The sequence below is a fragment of the Flavobacterium macrobrachii genome (genome assembly GCF_014486675.1).
GTDB classification, from domain to species: domain Bacteria; phylum Bacteroidota; class Bacteroidia; order Flavobacteriales; family Flavobacteriaceae; genus Flavobacterium; species Flavobacterium macrobrachii.
Genome location: NZ_JACTAC010000031.1, coordinates 16,110 through 36,020 on the forward strand (window position 1 = coordinate 16,110; position 19,911 = coordinate 36,020).

The window sequence follows — 19,911 nt, forward strand, 5'->3', positions numbered from 1 at the left end:
CTTTTTAAACCAACTCCCCACTAAAAGCCTTTTTCAATATACTCTGTCTCAATGCTTCGGCTTGTTGCAAGCTTTGGGCAATACTTTCCTCCATTTTATCTGCCACACTCAAACGGCTTTCGATTTCTTGAACTATGCGGTGTTGTTCTTCGAGTTGAGCTATTGGAATTAATAAATTTTTTAAAATTGTTTGACTAATATTTGGTTGAGCACCTCCAATTCCTTGTTCAACTAATTTTGATTTATTAAATGCTAAAAAATAATATAAGTAGTACGAACTTATATTTTTATTCTCATATATTCCACAAATTGCTTGATTGGTTGCCGCATCAACACCTAAAAAAGCTAGCTTTCCTATAGTGGCTCCATATAATGCAATTAGTAAAGTTCCTTTTGGAAATTTTTTTGCGCTTGAATTTTTTATGGCCTCCTCCGTAATTTTTTCTTCTGTATTATAAATGATTCCTTTATTTAATTCACCTGATTTTACCCATGGAATTACTCCGTTATAATAATTTAGATTTCTTCTACTTGGAGTTCCTCCACTTGTAGTAAAACAAACCTCACCCAATGTCTTTATTTCCCAACCCTTTGGTAACTCACCCTCTTTTACATTTTCATTAGTCAACTTCCCTTCAAAAGCCCATTTCAATACACTTTGGCGGTAGGTTTTGAGTTGCTGTTGTGCGCTTTTTAAATCTTCTATGCCTTTGTCTAACTCGCTAAAGAGTTCTTCTATTTTGGAAACTATGGCTTGTTGGGTTTTTGGATTAGGGAATGGAATAAGAGTTTCTCTTATTGTCTCTCCTGAAATAGCTCTAAAAGTTGTACCTGTTCCCTTACTGTCAAGTTCATGCTGAATGCTTCTTAAAAAATAAAAGCCATATTTATAATTTTCAAATCTTATTGCTGCTAGTCCTCTTCCGATGCAGCATTGTTGATTAGCAATATTTGTTGTGCCAACAGGAGCTCTTACAGATAACAAAATATCAAGTGGCTCAGCAATTTTTGTTGGTTTTGAACAATATTTTTTTACTACAGGATATAAATCTGTGAATTCGGCTTTACCTTGAAAAAAAGGCATTCCTTTAGCATTTTCATTATAAGTATCACTTGGTGGTGATTGCCCCATAATGATTTTACTAACTTCATTAAGTTTTTTTATTTGCCAGTCCTTTGGTAATTTATTTTCCATTATTTTACCAAATATTTAGTATCAATTAAATCCAAGACTTCTTCATTGTACAATCGTTGATTTGCATAAGATAAAGTTTTATCAAACATTAATTTTCCAATAATCAAAGCTGGATGTATGGCTAAATGTTTAGCGCAGTTTTCTATATCTGTTGTAGAAAGATAATTTATTTTTGTTTTTAAATATGTTATAATTTCTTGGTGTTTTAGTTTTTCAGCCGCTAGTTGGTTCGCTTCGGTTTCTAAATCATTAACTTCTTCTTCTCTAAAATTATCAAGAAAAAAAGTATTCTTTTCGTCAAGATGTTTTAAAATATGCGCTATTTCGTGTGCAATGGTAAACCAAAAATTGTCAATGCGTTTGTATCTAGCTGTATATACAATTACTGGGTTGTTTTGGTAATAAAAAGCCGCGCCATCTAAATAGGTTTTTTGCAAATGAGGCAACACAAAAAAGATAACTCCTAATTGGTTTAGCTTTTCTAAAAATTGGTTAATACCGTTTTCTTTCACGGTATAATTATGTAAATCATTATAGAGTTCTTCCAATCCTTTTTTATCAAACTTTGGAACAGTATATCCACTAGCCACTATCATTGCTTTATGATACCAGGTATAGGTATAAGAAGCCTTGTATTGATTAAAACTTTCTGATTTTCTTGCTAGAAGTGGCGTGATTTGTTTGTCCCATTCATCAAAGTCTAATTTTTTAGTATTCCAAAAATCCAAAAGGCTATCGTAAAGTTCATAAACATTTGCGAAAGCTGGGATCCAATTTTTAGCAATCATGTCTCTAATGGGCATTCGCTCATAAAGATTGGCTTTTAGTTCAGCTTGTTTTTCTTTTTCCGAAGGAACAGAATCTAACCAAAGTCTGTAATTAGCATCTAAATTTAACCAATATTGAGGCGAAGTGTCAAAAACTTCAGCTAATACTTTTGCTGTATCCAATGTAATGGTTTGTTTGTCTTTTAGAATTGCGTTAATGTGTTTGATTGTCATTCCCATAACTTCAGCTAATTCCTCTTGTGTCCAGCTTCTATATTCCATTTGTTCTTTAATGAAATAACCTGGTCCAAATTTAATTGCGGGTCTTAATTTTTGGGTAGTTGCCATAATGAAAGTTTGTTTTTTTAAGAATAGTGATTAGAAATGTCAGTTATAATGAAATCACCAATAGTTAGTTCATTATTTTTCCAATCAATATCCATTTCAAGACGGTATTTTATTTTTAATCGCATGGAATAAGAATTTTCAGTGTTTGTCAATTTTTCAAAATTCAAACCTTTATCATTCCATAAATCATAAATATCGTTAGCGGCTTCGATTTGTTGTAATCTAGCAAAGAATTTTTCAATAATATCACTTGGAAGTTTCAATTTTTTTGATTTTCCAGTAGTATATAATTTTTCTAATTCTTTATTTCTAAATGTAAAATCCATCTCAATTCTTTTGCAAAAGTATAATTATTTTTTAAAACAACAACAACAAAATGTATTATTAGGTTAAAATTAACTATTGATTTAACCTATAGGTATAATTATCAATTGTAGTTAAGCCGCTAAAACCTCATTTAATTCATTAATAATCTTATCTGTTTCTTCCCCAAACAGCTGCCACATTTTACTCAAACCGCCTTCGGCATTAAATGGGCTTAGGTCAAAGTCGTCTTTGTCTATGCTAAAGCTGTTGGCTACATAATCTTTCATCATGCGCAACCATTGCATTTGGGCTTCGGTAAAGGCGTTGTGTTGTCCTGCGTTTTTCTCAAAAATCCATTTTTTAAAGTTCGCATCTACCGTTTTGTCATAAGCGGTTAAGTGGGTATCAATACCCACAACACGTCGTATTAAAGAAACTAATGCAATTAATTCGTTTTTAGCAGAACCATTGGTTTTTTCTAGTTGCTCATAGGCTCGCCAAACGGTCAAAGGTGCTAATAGTGGTTTTTCGGTTTTTAGTTTTTCACACAAGCCTTTTATCATTTTGTAAGTAAACGTGCGGTGTCTATAGTCTTGTGCATAAAAAATTTGCAAAGCGGTAATCTCGTCTTTGTGGCTTTCTATCCAAACTTTAAATTCTGTTACTGTTGTATTTGCAGCTTCCACGTTGTCTTTTACCCAACCAATATTGGTAACCGTATCAATATTGACCATATCAATAATTTGGTCTAACTTTTTACGTATGTCCACAATAAAATCTCTTAAATCTGGGTTATGAAATACGGCAACAGTTTCGTCAATGAGTTTTTTCTTTTCAGCATCAATCGCTTTTTCAATCTCAATAGGAGCAAAGCCTCTTAATTCATTCTGAATTCTAATTTCTAAATTTTGTAGTGTATCAGGATCATGCGCTTGCAACAACTGCTTTACTACTTGGTTAATGGTTTGTCCGTTAGCATTTTCGGTAAATGCAGCTTTGTCTTTTTCTGAGAGTTGTTTATCTAACCGTATCAATCGGTTGGCTAAAGAAGTAAGCATCTCTTCGCTAGTATTGCCCATAGCAACACTAGTCAAAATATCTTTCAACGAAATGCCTGGCACTTTTTCCAATGGTCGGCTATCCGTTTTTTGGGATTGCTCCACACCAATAGCATCAATAATCACAAAATGGTCTTTGCTGAATTTGGCGGTAGGCGTGCCTTTGGCTTTCAATTCTTCTATAGAGCAGGTGCGTGTACCGCGTCCTTTCATTTGTTCGTAATACGAACGGCTTTTTACATCACGCATAAACAACAATACTTCCAAAGGTCGGATGTCGGTTCCGGTGGCAATCATATCTACCGTAACAGCTATACGTGGATAATAATCATTTCTGAATTGTTGCAAGACACTTTTTGGGTCTTCATCAGAGCGGTAGGTTATCTTTTTGCAAAACTTATTTTCTTCGCCAAATTCTTCTCGTACAATTTCAATAATATCCTCAGCGTGGCTATCGGTTTTGGCAAAAATCAAGAGTTTTGGTACTTCAAAGTTGCCGTTACTGTCCACACGGTTGGGAAACATCATAGGCAAATTCTCTTTAGTAGCTCTAATAATTGTTCTTATGGTACTAGGGTTTACAATGTCTTTGTCTAATTGTTTACCGCTGTATATTTCATCTTCATCTAGAGCTTCCCAAAACTTCTTACGAGTAAGGCGTTCACGTTTGTCAACTTGTTCACCCATTTTGATGATGTTACCGTTTTTAGTAATCTCAGTTTCAATGGTAAACACATTATAAGGCACTAAAACACCATCAATAACCGCTTTTTCATACCCATAATCAGAAACCAAGTTTTGATTGAAATAACCAAAAGTTCGATTATCAGGAGTAGCCGTTAATCCAATTTGAAACACATCAAAATAATCCAATACTTGTTTCCAAAGATTGTAAATACTTCTATGGCATTCGTCAATCACCACAAAATCGAAAAACTCAATCGGCACTTTTTCGTTATAGCCAACAGGAATTGGTTCCTTTTGTTCAAAACGCGTTTCATTTGGGTTTTCTGCTTCGGCACTTTCATCCAATTCGGTTTCTTTCAAAATCGAATACATACGTTGAATAGTACTAATGTACACTTGCGAATCGTTAGGAATAAAAGAACTGCTTAATCGAGTAACGCCATACAATTCGGTAAATAAGCGGTTATCTTCTTGTGCGGTATAAGCTCTAAATTCACCTTCGGCTTGCTCTCCTAAGTTTTTTGTATCTACCAAAAACAAAATGCGTTTGGCTTTAGCATATTTTAGCAAGCGATAAACAAACGTAATAGCTGTAAACGTTTTCCCAGAACCAGTCGCCATTTGGATTAAGGCTTTAGGTCGTTGGTCTTGAAACGATTTTTCTAAGTTGTTGATGGCAGTAATTTGACAATCGCGCAAACCATCTTCTGGTAATAAAGGCAAATCATGCAAACGACCACGCAAGGATTTAGGTTCTTTAAACCAATTCAATAGCGTTTCAGGTCTGTGAAACGTAAACACATTTCGAGCACGAGGTTTTGGGTCTCTAAAATCGGTAAACTTTATAATTTCGCCATTACTCAAATAAACAAAAGGCAACGGGTCGTTGTTTAATAATCGGAGTTTGGCTTTAGCGTAACCTTCCGCTTGGTCTTCGGCAACAGTCAACGTTCCAATTTCAGCACGCTTGGCTTCTATAATTCCAACAGGAGTTTTATCAACAAACAAAACATAATCCGCAGGACCAACATCAGTAACATATTCTTTAATAGCTATGCCCAAACCTGCGGCAAGGTTGAATTTCTTTTTATCCTGTATAATCCACCCACTAGCAATCAGTTGCTTGTCGATGGTATCACGAGCTATTTGTTCTGGGTTTTGGTTAGTCATTTTATTATTGATGTTTCAAACGTAGTAAAAATAAATCATTTTCACAATCTATCACTACGTAGAAATACTGATTTTTCACAAACCTAAAACAAAAGTTTTAATTTACTTTACGGCTTTCCGTAATGGTGTTAAACAATTTCTTGATACGAAAATCAATTTACCAGTAAAAAGTAAAGTATTTTATGACTCTATCAAACTTAGAATAGTACTCCATTTTCACAATTTTAACTGTTTAGTATTTTTTTTATACTTTTCGTTTTTTAGATAAAAAGTGGTGAAATGGAGTTGCTTTTGGAAAGAATACCTAGTATAATCATCAGAATAGTTGGAATAAAAAAAAACTTATCAACATTATACAAAGCTGTTAGTTTTTGATAATCAAGTATTTATAGAAATTTGTGCACAAATGGTGCATATCTTCAGATATGTTATATATTTACATCATTCGATAGAGTAGCGGTAACTACTCGAGACTTTCGAACTATCAAAAATGCTCAGAAATGCGGGATCTAGCCACAATTTTTGGGCTTTTTTTGTGCCCAAAAGTGATTTATACTCTCCATTTTTGGCTTTTTCAAGGGTATAAAAGCTGTTTTTTTTATTCATCCGCATCAACGAATCGGTTCGTCCTGATGAATCAAATGAAAGATGCGGACGAAACAAAAGTTTCGTATGGACGAATCAACGAAAATTTTCGTAAAATAAACCAAAAAAAAAGCCCCGAGTGCGGTAACACTCGAGACTTTCCAACTGTCAAAAAATGACAGAAATTACGGGATCTAGCCTGCTTTTCTAAACGATAAATCGTTCAGTAATCTTCGCAATCTTTTTCCGGGACGGAAAAGAATACGCGCTTTGGTAATGTCGGAAGCGGTTACTTCTTCTGGCGTTTCTTTGCCTTGAGAACTAATGCCCACTTGGAAATTACCCAAACGACCCATTTTAACAATTCTACCTTGTCCCAATTCATTAATGATGTTTCTCTCTAACGAGATTAACACCGCATAACAATCGGATTCGGTAACCGTACATTGGTAGGAAATCATTTCCGCCAATGCGTCTAAATCTACTTCGCCATCGCCAACAGCAGATGCGTAGTACTTCTCAGGAGCCAAAATGTCCTGAGGATTTTTTCTAGCTAATGTTTTAAATTTAATGCTCATATTTTTTGAGGTATTAAATTAAAAAAATAAAGACTTTTGCTAAGTACACTGCTAGTGAGTGCCTTACTGCTTTACAAAGATTAGCAAATGAAACGGAAAAAGAAAGTCAAACTTATCCACAAAACACTGTTCTTTTTAACAAACGTGACCGTTTATCGGTATTTTGGGTAAAAATGTAAAGTGTTGATATTCAAATAATTAAATATTTATGTAAGTTTGAATGCCCTTAAAACAAAGGAATATAGGAAATTTCATTCAATGAAATTTTAACATTTTTAAAACGTCAGGAAAAGCATCTATTAAATAAAAAATAGTTAAAAATATAGTCTATTAGTACAACTCCAGCTGAGGTACTTTTGGGGTTAAAGGTTTTTGGGTAGTAGGCGAGTGCCAGCCTCCGTCTCCATCGGGATCATTTACATCTGCAATTTTAACATACTCCAGTGCAAAGCCAATACAAACATCGGTTGCACTACCAGTATTAATAGGGGTAATAATCAGGAATTCTTTACTGCCATCATACTGAAAACCAAAGTAGTGGTCTTCATACTCATGAGTAGTTTCGTTTAAGACCATCGTGATATACTCTTTAGACAATACATTTCCGTTTACATCCTTCACCAAAAATTCAAACAGTGTTGGAGCAGTTAGTCGTTTATAGGTCTTTAGTCGCACAACGGTATAAATAATCTTCCGGAACATGAAAAAGGCAGGCATGGGTTGGTCATAAGTAAGATTAAGCGGTGTAATGTAACTAGCCATAGGGTTGAGGTTTAGTCGATTATAAATATAGCGATTTTTTAATAACAATGCTTCTTGATACAATTTTACTCCATTGCATTACGTAAAACCACTCGAAGTGACGTACTGAGGACGATTTCCCTTTTACTACCATCATCAGTTCGAGTGATTTTCTATTTTAAAAACGCCAGTTTTTGAAATAGAAAATAGACCCGAGGCAAAGCCGAACGGAGCGTAGCTAATCGAGAACCTTTCGAAGGATATTCGTTCTATAAAAGCTTCTCGATACAATTTTACTCCATTGCATTGCGTAAAACCACTCGAAGTGACGTATTGAGGCTGATTTCCCTTTTACTACCATCGTCAGTTCGAGTGATTTTTTATTTTAAAAACGCCAGTTTTTGGAATAGAAAATAGACCCGAGGCAAAGCCGAACGGAGCATAGCTAATCGAGAACCTTTAGAAGGAAATTCGTTTTTATAACAGCTTCTCGATACAATTTTACTCCATTGCATTACGTAAAATCACTCGAGGTGACGAATTCAGGACGATTTCCCTTTTACTACATACGTCAGTTCGAGTGATTTTCTATTTTAAAAACGCCAGTTTTTGAAATAGAAAATAGACCCGAGGCAAAGCCGAACGGAGCGAAGCTAATCGAGAACCTTTAGAAGGAAATTCGTTTTTATAACAGCTTCTCGATACAATTTTTAAAACTACAAATTGGCATTTGCAGTTCTAAAAATCACTCGAAGTGACGTGTTGAGGACGATTTTTCTATTTAGTACTATCGTCAGTTCGAGTGATTTTCTATTTTAAAAACGCCAGTTTTTGAAATAGAAAATTGTATCGAGAACCTTTAGAAGGAAATTCGTTTTTATAACAGCTTCTCGATACAATTTTTAAAACTACAAATTGGCATTTGCAGTTCTAAAAACCACTCGAAGTGACGTACTGAGGACGATTTTTCTATTCAGCACTATCGTCAGTTCGAGTGATTTTCTATTTTAAAAACGCCAGTTTTTGAAATAGAAAATTGTATCGAGAACCTTTATTTATTAAATTTCTTTTTTGCTAAATTTGGTAAGACATCAAAATCATCATTGATTAGAGCTAATTTTTTAGCTCTTGACCATTTTTTAATTTGTTTTTCTTTTTCAATGGCTAAGTTAATATCAGTAAACTCGGCATAAAAAACCAATTCAACAGGTCTTCGAGATGCTGTGTAGCAATCAGGATAATAACCTGTTTCGTGCTGAAATAAACGCTGGGTTAAATTACTAGAAACTTCAGTGTAAAAAGTTCCGTCTGCACATTTAAGTATGTAAACATAAGATTGTTGCATTTAGCTAAAATAGGGATTTTTTAATAACAATGCTTCTCGATACAATTTTTAAAACTACAAATTGGCATTTGCAGTTCTAAAAACCACTCGAAGTGACGTACTGAGGACGATTTTTCTATTTAGCACTATCGTCAGTTCGAGTGATTTTCTATTTTAAAAACGCCAGTTTTTAAAATAGAAAATTGTATCGAGAACCTTTAGAAGGAAATTCGTTTTTATAACAGCTTCTCGATACAATTTTTAAAACTACAAATTGGCATTTGCAGTTCTAAAAACCACTCGAAGTGACTTATTGAGGACGATTTTTCTATTCAGCACTATCGTCAGTTCGAGTGATTTTCTATTTTAAAAACGCCAGTTTTTGAAATAGAAAATAGACCCGAGGCAAAGCCGAACGGAGCGCAGCTAATCGAGAACCTTTCGAAGGATATTTGTTCTATAAAAGCTTCTCGATACAATTTTTAAAACTACAAATTGGCATTTGCAGTTCTAAAAACCACTCGAAGTGACGTACTGAGGACGATTTCCCTTTTACTACATACGTCAGTTCGAGTGATTTTCTATTTTAAAAACGCTAGTTTTTGGAATAGAAAATTGTATCGAGAACCTTTAGAAGGATATAATCGCTTCTCGATACAATTTTACTCCATTGCATTACGTAAAACCACTCGAAGTGACGTATTGAGAATGATTTTCCTTTTACTACCATCGTCAGTTCGAGTGATTTTCTATTTTAAAAACGCTAGTTTTTGAAATAGAAAATAGTATCGAGAACCTTCAGAAGGAAATTCGTTTTTTAACAGCTTCTCGATACAATTTTACTCCATTGCATTGCGTAAAACCACTCGAAGTGACGTATTGAGAATGATTTCCCTTTTACTACATACGTCAGTTCGAGTGATTTTCTATTTTAAAAACGCTAGTTTTTGGAATAGAAAATTGTATCGAGAACCTTTAGAAGGATATAATCGCTTCTCGATACAATTTTACTCCATTTCATTACGTAAAATTACTCGAAGTGACGTGTTGAGGAAGATTTTCTTTTACAATCGAGAACCTTTATTTATTAAACTTCTTTTTTGCCAAATTTGGTAAGGCATCAAAATCATCATTGATTAGAGCTAATTTTTTAGCTCTTGACCATTTTTTAATTTGTTTTTCTTTTTCAATGGCTAAGTTAATATCAGTAAACTCCGCATAAAAAACCAATTCAACAGGTCTTCGAGATGCTGTGTAGCAATCAGGATAATAACCTGTTTCGTGCTGAAATAAACGCTGGGTTAAATTACTAGAAACTCCAGTGTAAAAAGTTCCGTCTGCACATTTAAGTATGTAAACATAAGATTGTTGCATTTAGCTAAAATAGGGATTTTTTAATAACAATGCTTCTCGATACAATTTTTAAAACTACAAATTAGCATTTGAAGTTTTAAAAACCACTCGAAGTGACGAATTCAGGACGATTTTCCTTTTACTACATACGTCAGTTCGAGTGATTTTCTATTTTAAAAACGCCAGTTTTTGAAATAGAAAATTGTATCGAGAACCTTTAGAAGGAAATTCGTTTTTATAACAGCTTCTCGATACAATTTTACTCCATTGCATTGCGTAAAACCACTCCTTTAGATTTGTTTATTTTAAAAACGTTTTTATTTCAATCAGAAATTAACCCAATCTATTAAAAGAATAATTTAATCGGAATGAATTAGTACTTAAACACATGTACACCAATGGCATACCCATAAGCTTTACCTTCTGCATTTTTATATATTCTAATTTTGTTGCAGGCTCTACCCAAGTCAATTTTTGTCCAAGTTTGACCGCCATCTTTAGTTTCAAAACCGCTGTTCATTGTTCCAACAAAACCATGATTTTCATCTATGAAACCAATACCAAATTCACGCGCACTGGCATCTTCAACTAAGTTTAGTTCTGTCCATGTTAAACCACCGTCAGTAGTCTTAGCTATTCGTTGTTGTTTAACATTAGGGTCAGGGTTATAAGACTGAATGGTGACATAACCAACTTGTTCTGAAGGGAAAGAAACTTTCCAAGTGGTTTCAAATGGTCTATTGGATTGATATACTTTTTTCCATGATTTTCCACCATCTGTAGTTTTAAGTAGCAACGCATTTGATTTGGTAATATCTTCACTGGTCGCCGCACAAGCTATTCCATTATTTTTATCAAACATTTTAATATCAAACAACATTTTAGCCTCTTCATTCATGCTCTGTGATGTCCAAGTCTGACCAGCATCATGTGAAACCATCAAATTAGCTGGACTGCCCACACGACCAACGGCAAACAAATGGGTTTTGTAATCAATTTTTCCGTGGTTAATGTATTGCTCTTTAACAATATCTATAGCACAAAGTCCTTTTACATAAGGTCCTTTATAGGAAACGGGACTCCATGTTTTTCCGGCATCTTTTGTTTGGTATAAAGGAATGGTATCAGTTACATTTGGAAAATAATCGGTTCCTACTGTGCCAGCAAAACCAATGTTTTTATCCACAAAAGCAATCGTTCTGAAAAAAGAGCCTTTTTGCTCCAGTTGCTTGTTCCAAGTTTGACCACCATCAGTGGTGTTAAAAATTTTTCCATAACCGTTTACATACCAACCCGTATTTTCATCTACAAAAGTGATGTCGTCTTGTTTTCCAGGATAGGCTTCTGTTTCTAGCTTTTTCCATGTATTTTCTTGAGCATTGGCAAGAGTGTTGAAAAACAAAGCAGTTAAAAAAATTAAATTTTTCATAATAAGTGAAGTTTAAATTACAATTTAAATCATGGATTTTAATTATAATAGTATAACTTACAGAAAAAATGTTACTCTTTTACTATACAATAATGTTATTCAATTATTAAATTTATTATTACGAAGTATTTGAGTAGATGTAGTATTAATTTTTTTTTTATAAATTATGTAATATTATCTTCTAAATTATGGTCAAAGTTTCTGGCTTAAAACCAATAAATGAAGCTAAATACAGTAGTAGAATTTCATCGAATATATTTTGAAATTACTTCATTAAATATTATTTAAGTTTAGATTCTCTATATTTAATTATTTCCTCTCCATTTTCATTTGCCCAATCAATAATATATTTCATTTGGTTCATTAAACTTATTCCAAGAGATGTTAATTCATATTCTACTCTTGGCGGCACTTCAGGAAATACTTTTCTATTAACTAACCCATCGGCTTCTAGATTTCGTAAGGTAACAGTTAACATTCGTTGCGATACATCGCCAATGCGCTGTTTGAGTTCATTAAATCGCATTTTTCCATAACCGCCTAATGCATAAATGGCCAATAATGTCCATTTGTCGCTAATTCTTGCGATAATATCTCTTACAGGACATATGCCATCGCGTGATGAATTGGCAAGTTCAAAAATATTTTGAAAATTTTTATCTGTTACAATCTCTTTATTTTCCATAATAGTTACATCAATGTTATCTAGTTATTCGTCTGTACCCTCTTGTATATTCAATAGTTACTATTTAATTTTGGGTTATCAAAAGTAACTAATATAAATTTAATAAAAAGTAAAATGGGTAAAATTTTTGTAACTGGCGCAACGGGAACCAATGGTAAAGCTTTAGTAAAAAAGCTAACAGAAAGAAAAATAGATTTTGTTGTTGGTAGCCGAAATGTAGAAAAAGCAAAAGAAGTTTTTGGCAAAGAAGTTCAAATTAGAACATTTGATTTTTCTGATGCTTCAACTTTCGAAAATTCGTTAAAAGGTATCGATAAAGTCTTTTTATTAGGTCCACCATTGCAATTAAAAGTTGATGAATTGATAATACCTTTCTTAGATTTTATAAAAAAACAAGGCATCAATAGAATTGTTTATTTTTCTGCTTTAGCTTCGGATAAAATGGGAAGTCAATTGGATTTTCACACCAAAATAGAGCAAAAACTTAAAAATGAAAACTACGATTATACGATTTTGCAACCTTCATTTTTCAGTCAAAATTTTAAAAATTATGAATTTGAAAACATCAATGAACGAAATATTGTTTTTATGCCAGCTGGAGAAGGAAAAGTTGGTTTTGTTGATGTAGAAGATATTGCAACTGTAGCTGTTGAAACATTAATTTCTGATGAGCATTCTAAAAAAGTTTATCGATTAACTGGACCTGAGTTGCTTTCCTACTTTGATGCAGCAGCTATTATTTCTGAGGTTTTAAGTAAAGAAATACATTATCCAAATCCTTCGCCCGAAATTTTCAAACAAGTTTTAGAAACTTCTGGTGCGCCGACATTTGTTGGAGATTATCTTACGGATGTTTATCAAATTATAGCCAAAAGCGAAGTTAATTTATTGACTGACGATGTGTTTTTAGTAACTGGAAAAAAACCAACAACTTTAAAAGAAGTTCTTGAAAGAGATTTTAAAAATTAATTTGTTTTAAACTTTAATTCAATAAAAAAAGTCAAATCGATTGGTTTGACTTTTTTTATATAAGTTATTGATTATTTTTCTTCCTAATTCTGCTCAACGTTTCTGGTTTAACGCCAATAAAAGAAGCAATATATTGCAATGGAATTTCGTTCAGTATATTTGGAAATTCCGCAATTAAATCAGTATACCGTTTACTTTGTGAGTCTAAAATAAAGGAAACTTGTCTTTTTGAACTTTTCATGTAAATATGCTCGTATAATTTCAAAAACAACCTCCTGATATTTGGGCTTGTTTCCAATAATTGTTCAATTTTGACAAAATTTGCTTTATAACAATCGCAATCGTTCAAGGCCTGAATATTTAAGAATGTGGGCGTTACTTTTCGTATCGAAAACAATTCGGCATAAATACATGGAGCGTATAAAAACTTTGAGGTAAACTCTTCACCATCTTTAAGATGATAAACCCTGAATGTTCCTTTGTTAAAGAAAAACAAATCTTTTACATACGTTCCTGAAACCAATACATGATCCATTTTTTTCACCCTTACTGGTTCAAATAAATCTTTCAAGTCAGTCATTTCTTTATCCGTCAATGTTGCAAATTGAGACGTAAATGCTTTAAAATTCTCCATGTTATAGTTCTTTAAAAATGCGTGCTTTAATTCTACTTAAAGTTTCAGGTTTGATACCCAAATAGGAAGCAATATAGCGTTGCGGAATTTCGGCAATCACTTTTGGTCGTTCACCAAATAATTTAATGTAACGTTCTTGTGGTGTATCAAAAATGAAGGAATGCTGGCGTGCCATACCAAAAAGATACAAATGTTCAAGAAATTTAAAAAACACCGACTCAATTGTTGGATATCGATCAATCAACGCATCTAATTCGGAAAAATTAGCTATCATCCCAGTACAATTTTTTAGTGCTTGAACATTCATTTTGGTTGGAACAGTACCTCTCACAGCTATTAAATCGGTAACTATTGTTGGACCAAAATAAAAATGAGTAGTTATTTCTTCATTTTCTTTATTATAATATCCTCGCATAACACCATCATTTATGTAATAAATACTGGAAACCATTTCGCCTTCTAAAAAAAGATGGTCTAGTTTTTTAATGGTTAATGGTTTGAATATTGCAATAAAAGCATCCATCTCTTGGTCGGTCAACTTTTCAAACCTTGATAAAAATAGTCTTAAATTATCGTTCATCTTTTTTCTTTTATGAATGTAAAGTTAAAAAAATAGAGTTTGATTAGTATTTTACTACCAGCAAACTCTAAAATCAAACATGAAACTAACGGTTTTTAAAATTGAAATCTATAACCAAAGTCGGGTTGAAATCCAATTTGGTCAATTTGATTCACTTGTTGTGTTACTCTGTTAAAATCTCTTGAAAACACATTGCTGTTGTCGGTAATGTTTTGTAAATCAACATAAAACTGGTGCGAACGCTTCTTCTTTTTACTATTGAATTTAAAGCCAAATTTCAAATCCAATCGCAAATAAGCGTCATATTGTTCACTATAAGCATTGGCATCATCTCTTATCTCATAGCCAGCTGCTTGAGATGCGGCTAAATCAACTGGTGTGTAATATCTTCCGCCAGCAGTAGTAAATTTTGTATTGATACTAAAAATATTCTTTTTGGCTTTTCCAATTTTGAATTCTTTACCCGCCAAGGCATTGATGACATACCCATTATTAAAAGGTGAATTTCTTTCAATCCCATCACTACCAGTATATTTGCTTTCAAAAAGAGAAGTAGTAAAAAGTAAATTATAGCCTTTGCTAAAGAATTTTTCCAAAGTAAATTCCACACCTTGATTAAAACCTGTTCCCGTGCTCACAAGAGAATTTTTATCAACTGTAAAACCAAAACTCGCACCTTCGGTGAGTGAAGAATATCCTGATGGTGTTTTTTCTACAGCTGCTTTATCAATATCTTGGTAATACACCTCTACTTTAGCTCTCCATTTGTCGGCAAAGCGCAAATCATATCCAATTACGTAATGAGCACTTCTTGTCAAATCTAAGTTTTTGTTACTTTGAACTAGGTTTCCACCTATGTTTTCATTTAAAAATAATAGTGGTGCAGTAACATTCTGATGGTGCAATCCATAACCAATATTCACAGAGCTTTTATTATTGATGGCATAAGTCAAAGCTGTTCTGGGTTCGAAAACAAACTCTTCATTCAACGAAAAGTACTGTCCATGTAAACCAGCATTGAAGGTTAGTTTTTCAGTCAAACGAAATTGTCCCATGGCATACGGTTGAATAATAGAGTAGGAGCCATCATTATCAATCAAATTCACAAAATCAGGTTGTCCGTCGCCATCGTTATCATCTTGTTTGTCTCTATCGTTCAATTTGTTTTCTAATGAAAAGTTTTCATATAATAAACCACTTCTAAAAGTAATTTTCTTAGAAATTTTAGAGTTAAAAAGTGTAGAAAACGTTATTCTATTCTCGGTATTATCTACTTCGGTAAATCGAAGTTTAAACTCTGTTGGCGTATCCAAATTAAAATAACGGTCTTCCTCATAAGTATTACCCGAAGTAGAAGCACTGAATACCGTTTTCAAATAGGATTTTGAACCAATATCAATGGTATGTTTCAATCCAACAACGCCAAAATTAGAAGTTACAAAAGCATCCTCATCGCGAGTAGCGAATAAATCATCGCTCGATAATTCTACATCATCACCAATCAAATCAATGTTGGAATTTCCTAAAATCCCAAATACCGAGAGATTACCTAACTTTCCTTTTCCAAAATCTAGGTTAAAGGAAATGTCATTATAATTGGGTTGTGCTGCTGTTCCAGCTAGTCCTAATACACCAACGATGCCATAGCGACCAGCCACCAAAAACGAACCTCCTTTTTTACCCATCGGACCTTCCGCCATTAGTTCAGCTCCGGGAAAGGCAGCAACACCAGCGGAGTATTCATATTCTTTATTGTTTCCTTTACGTAAACCTAAATCAAAAACACCACCAATGGCATTACCATATTCCGCAGGAAACGCTGAGGTGATAAAATCAGAGTTAGCCAACAAATTAGGATTCAATGCCGAAACGGGACTTCCTGTTGTTCCTAAGGTGGCAAAATGATTCGGACTTGGAATAGGAATACCTTCCAATCGCCATAATAAACCAGTAGGTGAATTTCCACGAACTACAATATCGTTTCTACTATCATCAGCTGTAGAAACACCCGCAAAGTTAGACGCCAATCGCGCCACATCACTTCGTCCGCCAGCATAACGGTTTACTTCTTCGGGAGAAAATTGTCGGACAGAAACAGCAGCTAATTTATTGATGGATTTTGCTTTATTGTTACCATCACTTACAATGACTACTTCGTCTAGGGTATCAAATTTTTCGATTAGTGCTACGGAAAGAATAACCTCTTTTCCTGTAGTAACATCAATATCAGGCACCGTTGAACTTTCATAACCCAAATAACTCACGCGAATAGTTTGTCGACCCAAAGGAACATTTAGCAATTCAAAATTTCCTCTTTCATCCGTGTTTGTGCTGTTACTTGGATCGCTGACTAATTCGATGGTAGCACCCACAATACTTTTTTCCGATTGTTTATCGGTTATTGTTCCGCGAATGACACCTGTTTGTGCAAAAGAACTCCAACTTACTAACAATAAGCATACAATAACTAGTTTTTTCATCTTTGGTTGTTTTTATTTTTGACAAATTTATTTTAACCTCTTTGTCTGAAAATTGACCAAAGTCAATAAAATAGTTTTTCACTTTTCTAAATTCACCTAAATTTATTAAAACAAATCTAAAGGAGTGATTTTTTGTTTTAAAAACGCTAGTTTTTAATTTATAAAATAGTATCGAGAACCTTCAGAAGGATATAATCGCTTCTCGATACAATTTTACTCCATTGCATTACGTAAAACCACTCGAAGTGACGTACTGAGGACGATTTCACTTTTACTACATACGCCAGTTTTTGAAATAGAAAATAGACCCGAGGCAAAGCCGAACGGAGCGCAGCTAATCGAGAACGCTTAGAAAGTTTACTAACAATTGTTGATAATTTTCAAAGAGTAAAATTCATAATCACCAATTTCCAAACCTTGAAAATACTACATTTGAATACCACCAAACATAGTAATTATGAGAATTGAAACCGAACTAAAACTGGGCTTTAAAGACGTTATGATACGTCCAAAACGTTCTACTTTAAACAGCCGAGCGCAAGTATCATTGGAACGCGAATTCAAATTCAAACACAGCACACTAACTTGGACAGGAATTCCCATTATGGCAGCCAATATGGATACCGTTGGAACATTTGAAATGGCAGTAGCTTTGGCTAAGGAAAAACTGTTTTCCTGTATTCACAAACATTATTCGGTGGAAGAATGGAGCAGTTTTCTTCAAAAAGCGCCAGCAGAAATCGTTAATTATATAGCGGTTAGTACAGGAACAGGAAAACAAGATTTTAAGAAACTAGCCGAAATCATGGAGCTCAATTCGGAGTTGAAATTCATCTGTATTGATGTAGCTAATGGTTATTCGGAGCATTTTGTAAACTTCTTAAAACAAGCACGTAAGCAATACCTAAATAAAGTAATCATTGCAGGTAATGTAGTTACTGGTGAAATGGTAGAAGAACTTCTATTAGAAGGTGCAGATATTGTAAAAGTAGGTATTGGTCCGGGTTCGGTTTGTACTACTAGAGTGAAAACAGGCGTTGGTTATCCACAACTTTCTGCCATAATCGAATGTGCCGATGCAGCTCACGGTTTAGGCGGACATATTATCAGCGATGGCGGTTGTGCCATTCCTGGCGATGTAGCTAAGGCATTTGGTGCTGGAGCCGATTTTGTAATGCTTGGCGGAATGCTTGCCGGACATGCCGAAAGCGGTGGCGAATTGATAGAAGAAAACGGTAAAAAGTACAAACAATTCTACGGCATGAGCTCTGAAATAGCGATGAAAAAGCACGTTGGTGGCGTTGCAGAATATCGCGCTAGCGAAGGCAAGACAGTAAAAGTAGCTTTCAAAGGCGATGTTATTGATACGTTACAAGACATTTTGGGTGGATTACGAAGTACTTGTACTTATGTTGGTGCATCCAAACTAAAAGAACTCACCAAGCGAACCACATTCATCCGCGTAACCGAACAAGAAAATACGGTTTTCGGGAAGTTATAGCTAACACAAATTTCACAAATTAATCTTTGAAATAATCTGTAGAAATCCGTGTAATCCGTGGCTAAAAATTAAAAAAAATCTGTGTCTAACTATGTCAACCGAAACCAATTTCTTTAAATTCTGTCCCAATTGCGCCAGCACCAACTTCACTTACGACAATAACTTCAAGTTTCATTGTCAAGATTGTGATTTTGTATTGTATCATAACATTGCTGCTGCGGTTGCCGTTATTTTTACTTTTGAAGATAAAATACTTTTCACGGTTAGAAATGTAAACCCCGACAAAGGAAAACTCGATTTACCTGGTGGATTTATTGATCCCAACGAAACTGCCGAAGAAGCAGTATGTCGAGAAATCAAAGAAGAATTAGGATTAACTATTACTTCAGATAATTTATCTTATGTAACTACGTTTCCAAATAATTATATCTATAAAAATGTTGCCTATAGAACGATGGATATTTTCTATGAATGTGCCTTAGCAAGTGATGAAGTTTCCATATCGGCTAAGGATGAAATCAACGAGCTTGTTTGGATAAAACGTAGTGAAATTGATGTAAATAAAATCGGTTTTGTATCGATTTGAAAGGTGATAGGAGCGAAGTACATTTAAAAATCGTCGTCGTCATCATTTAGAAAGTCATTAATGTCAAAATCATCATCGTTATACGTTTCATCTTCACTGGGCGGAATAGCACCTGGCGGATTAAACAATCCCCATTCATCCCAGAAATGATTGTTGGTATCAAAACTGGCAACCCATTCGATAAATAGAAGTCTGAACTCGTCTATTTCTTTGCGAATTAGCTTTACATATTCGACTTCTTTAAAACTCTTATGAAAGCGTAAACTACCAACTTGCACATACAAATGCATAGCATGATCTCTAATAATAGCAGCATTTTGCATTCGGATGCTGTACAGATTGCCACCTTCAGCTCCAGCAATTTTTGCAGAAATAATCATTGCATCATCGAGCATCATGTGCTTAGTGGCTTGAAGATAATCATCCTCTTCGGGTATTGAAGCAAGAAGACTTTCTACTAAAGAATAGATTTGCTCCGATTTTTTATAAATAGGTAACTCCCGACTTTTATCTAATGACATAGTAATTTGTATTGATGTAAATATAAAAAATACTTTCTATAAGCTCAATTATGAAATTAGAATTTAGAAGTTAGAAATCAGAATTTTGAACTTGAACTTGAATTTGAATTTGAATTTTGAATTTGAATTTGATTTTTGAACTTGAATTTGATTTTAAACCGTTACCCCAACAGTATCAGGAATAACATTTGGCATTTTAGCAATTTCAAGTGATAAACCACCTTCTTCAATGGCATCTAAAAGCCATTTTCCTTCGGTAAATTCTAAGAACCAAACGTATTTAAGTTGTTTTAATTTATTGTAAGCAATGAATAATGGAACCTGAAGTATCAAAACAGTAATTATCAAAAGCAATATTTTTGTTTGTATGTCGATAAAAAAACTACTTTAGCTCAAATATTTGTTTTGTATGAA

18 protein-coding genes are annotated in these 19,911 nt (G+C 33.9%); 3 read left to right on the top strand and 15 right to left on the bottom strand.

Annotation, left to right across the window (positions count from 1 at the left end; translation table 11 throughout):
- Nucleotides 1-4: 4 nt before the first annotated feature.
- From IAI56_RS08480 to IAI56_RS08525, 10 genes are all read right to left on the bottom strand, one after another.
- Complete coding sequence (locus IAI56_RS08480) at nt 5-1,195, bottom strand: restriction endonuclease subunit S (RefSeq protein WP_187657462.1); 1,191 nt, start codon at nt 1,193-1,195, stop codon at nt 5-7.
- Entirely contained in the window at nt 1,195-2,310 is a 1,116-nt protein-coding gene (locus IAI56_RS08485; RefSeq protein WP_187657463.1) for a HigA family addiction module antitoxin, read from the bottom strand. Before IAI56_RS08485 ends, IAI56_RS08480 begins: the two co-directional genes overlap by 1 nt.
- A 17-nt stretch (nt 2,311-2,327) precedes the next feature.
- Complete coding sequence (locus IAI56_RS08490; RefSeq protein ID WP_187657464.1) at nt 2,328-2,636, bottom strand: type II toxin-antitoxin system RelE/ParE family toxin; 309 nt, start codon at nt 2,634-2,636, stop codon at nt 2,328-2,330.
- A 111-nt stretch (nt 2,637-2,747) separates the two neighbouring features.
- A complete protein-coding gene (locus tag IAI56_RS08495; protein WP_187657465.1) occupies nt 2,748-5,531 on the bottom strand; it encodes a type I restriction endonuclease subunit R in 2,784 nt (927 codons plus the stop codon).
- 779 nt (nt 5,532-6,310) lie between these two features.
- Nucleotides 6,311-6,694: an HU family DNA-binding protein gene (locus IAI56_RS08500; protein WP_187657466.1), complete on the bottom strand. Its 384-nt coding sequence runs from the start codon at nt 6,692-6,694 to the stop codon at nt 6,311-6,313.
- Between the two features lie 330 nt (nt 6,695-7,024).
- Nucleotides 7,025-7,369, bottom strand: a complete 345-nt coding sequence (locus tag IAI56_RS08505) for a hypothetical protein (RefSeq protein ID WP_187657467.1) — start codon at nt 7,367-7,369, stop codon at nt 7,025-7,027.
- Nucleotides 7,370-8,486: 1,117 nt separating this feature from the next.
- The gene (locus IAI56_RS08510; protein WP_187657468.1) at nt 8,487-8,780 is read right to left on the bottom strand and encodes a GIY-YIG nuclease family protein; all 294 of its coding nucleotides are present in this window, start codon (nt 8,778-8,780) and stop codon (nt 8,487-8,489) included.
- A gap of 1,059 nt (nt 8,781-9,839) precedes the next feature.
- Nucleotides 9,840-10,133 (bottom strand): GIY-YIG nuclease family protein, encoded by a 294-nt coding sequence (locus IAI56_RS08515; protein WP_187657469.1) that lies wholly within the window; start codon nt 10,131-10,133, stop codon nt 9,840-9,842.
- A gap of 352 nt (nt 10,134-10,485) precedes the next feature.
- Complete coding sequence (locus IAI56_RS08520; protein WP_187657470.1) at nt 10,486-11,541, bottom strand: WD40/YVTN/BNR-like repeat-containing protein; 1,056 nt, start codon at nt 11,539-11,541, stop codon at nt 10,486-10,488.
- Nucleotides 11,542-11,821: 280 nt separating this feature from the next.
- Nucleotides 11,822-12,226, bottom strand: a complete 405-nt coding sequence (locus IAI56_RS08525; protein ID WP_187657471.1) for a winged helix-turn-helix transcriptional regulator — start codon at nt 12,224-12,226, stop codon at nt 11,822-11,824.
- A gap of 114 nt (nt 12,227-12,340) precedes the next feature.
- Between IAI56_RS08525 and IAI56_RS08530 the strand changes: the two genes are divergently transcribed.
- Nucleotides 12,341-13,195 carry an SDR family oxidoreductase gene (locus IAI56_RS08530; RefSeq protein ID WP_187657472.1) on the top strand — a complete coding sequence of 285 codons (855 nt, stop codon included), beginning with the start codon at nt 12,341-12,343 and terminating at the stop codon, nt 13,193-13,195.
- A gap of 64 nt (nt 13,196-13,259) precedes the next feature.
- On the opposite strand, the gene IAI56_RS08535 is transcribed toward IAI56_RS08530, so the two are convergent.
- From IAI56_RS08535 to IAI56_RS08545, 3 genes are all read right to left on the bottom strand, one after another.
- Nucleotides 13,260-13,829 (bottom strand): Crp/Fnr family transcriptional regulator, encoded by a 570-nt coding sequence (locus IAI56_RS08535; protein ID WP_187657473.1) that lies wholly within the window; start codon nt 13,827-13,829, stop codon nt 13,260-13,262.
- Nucleotide 13,830: 1 nt separating this feature from the next.
- Nucleotides 13,831-14,409, bottom strand: a complete 579-nt coding sequence (locus tag IAI56_RS08540) for a Crp/Fnr family transcriptional regulator (RefSeq protein WP_187657474.1) — start codon at nt 14,407-14,409, stop codon at nt 13,831-13,833.
- A 95-nt stretch (nt 14,410-14,504) separates the two neighbouring features.
- Nucleotides 14,505-16,889, bottom strand: a complete 2,385-nt coding sequence (locus IAI56_RS08545) for a TonB-dependent receptor (protein ID WP_187657475.1) — start codon at nt 16,887-16,889, stop codon at nt 14,505-14,507.
- Between the two features lie 457 nt (nt 16,890-17,346).
- On the opposite strand from IAI56_RS08545, the gene IAI56_RS08550 reads away from it, so the two are divergent.
- Complete coding sequence (locus IAI56_RS08550) at nt 17,347-18,390, top strand: GMP reductase (protein ID WP_187657476.1); 1,044 nt, start codon at nt 17,347-17,349, stop codon at nt 18,388-18,390.
- Between the two features lie 91 nt (nt 18,391-18,481).
- A complete protein-coding gene (locus IAI56_RS08555) occupies nt 18,482-18,976 on the top strand; it encodes an NUDIX hydrolase (RefSeq protein ID WP_187657477.1) in 495 nt (164 codons plus the stop codon).
- Nucleotides 18,977-18,999: 23 nt separating this feature from the next.
- On the opposite strand, the gene IAI56_RS08560 is transcribed toward IAI56_RS08555, so the two are convergent.
- Together IAI56_RS08560 and IAI56_RS08565 are read right to left on the bottom strand one after the other, a co-directional pair.
- Nucleotides 19,000-19,497 (bottom strand): hypothetical protein, encoded by a 498-nt coding sequence (locus IAI56_RS08560; RefSeq protein WP_239106925.1) that lies wholly within the window; start codon nt 19,495-19,497, stop codon nt 19,000-19,002.
- 153 nt (nt 19,498-19,650) lie between these two features.
- The gene (locus IAI56_RS08565) at nt 19,651-19,845 is read right to left on the bottom strand and encodes a hypothetical protein (RefSeq protein WP_187657478.1); all 195 of its coding nucleotides are present in this window, start codon (nt 19,843-19,845) and stop codon (nt 19,651-19,653) included.
- Between the last annotated feature and the right edge of the window lie 66 nt (nt 19,846-19,911).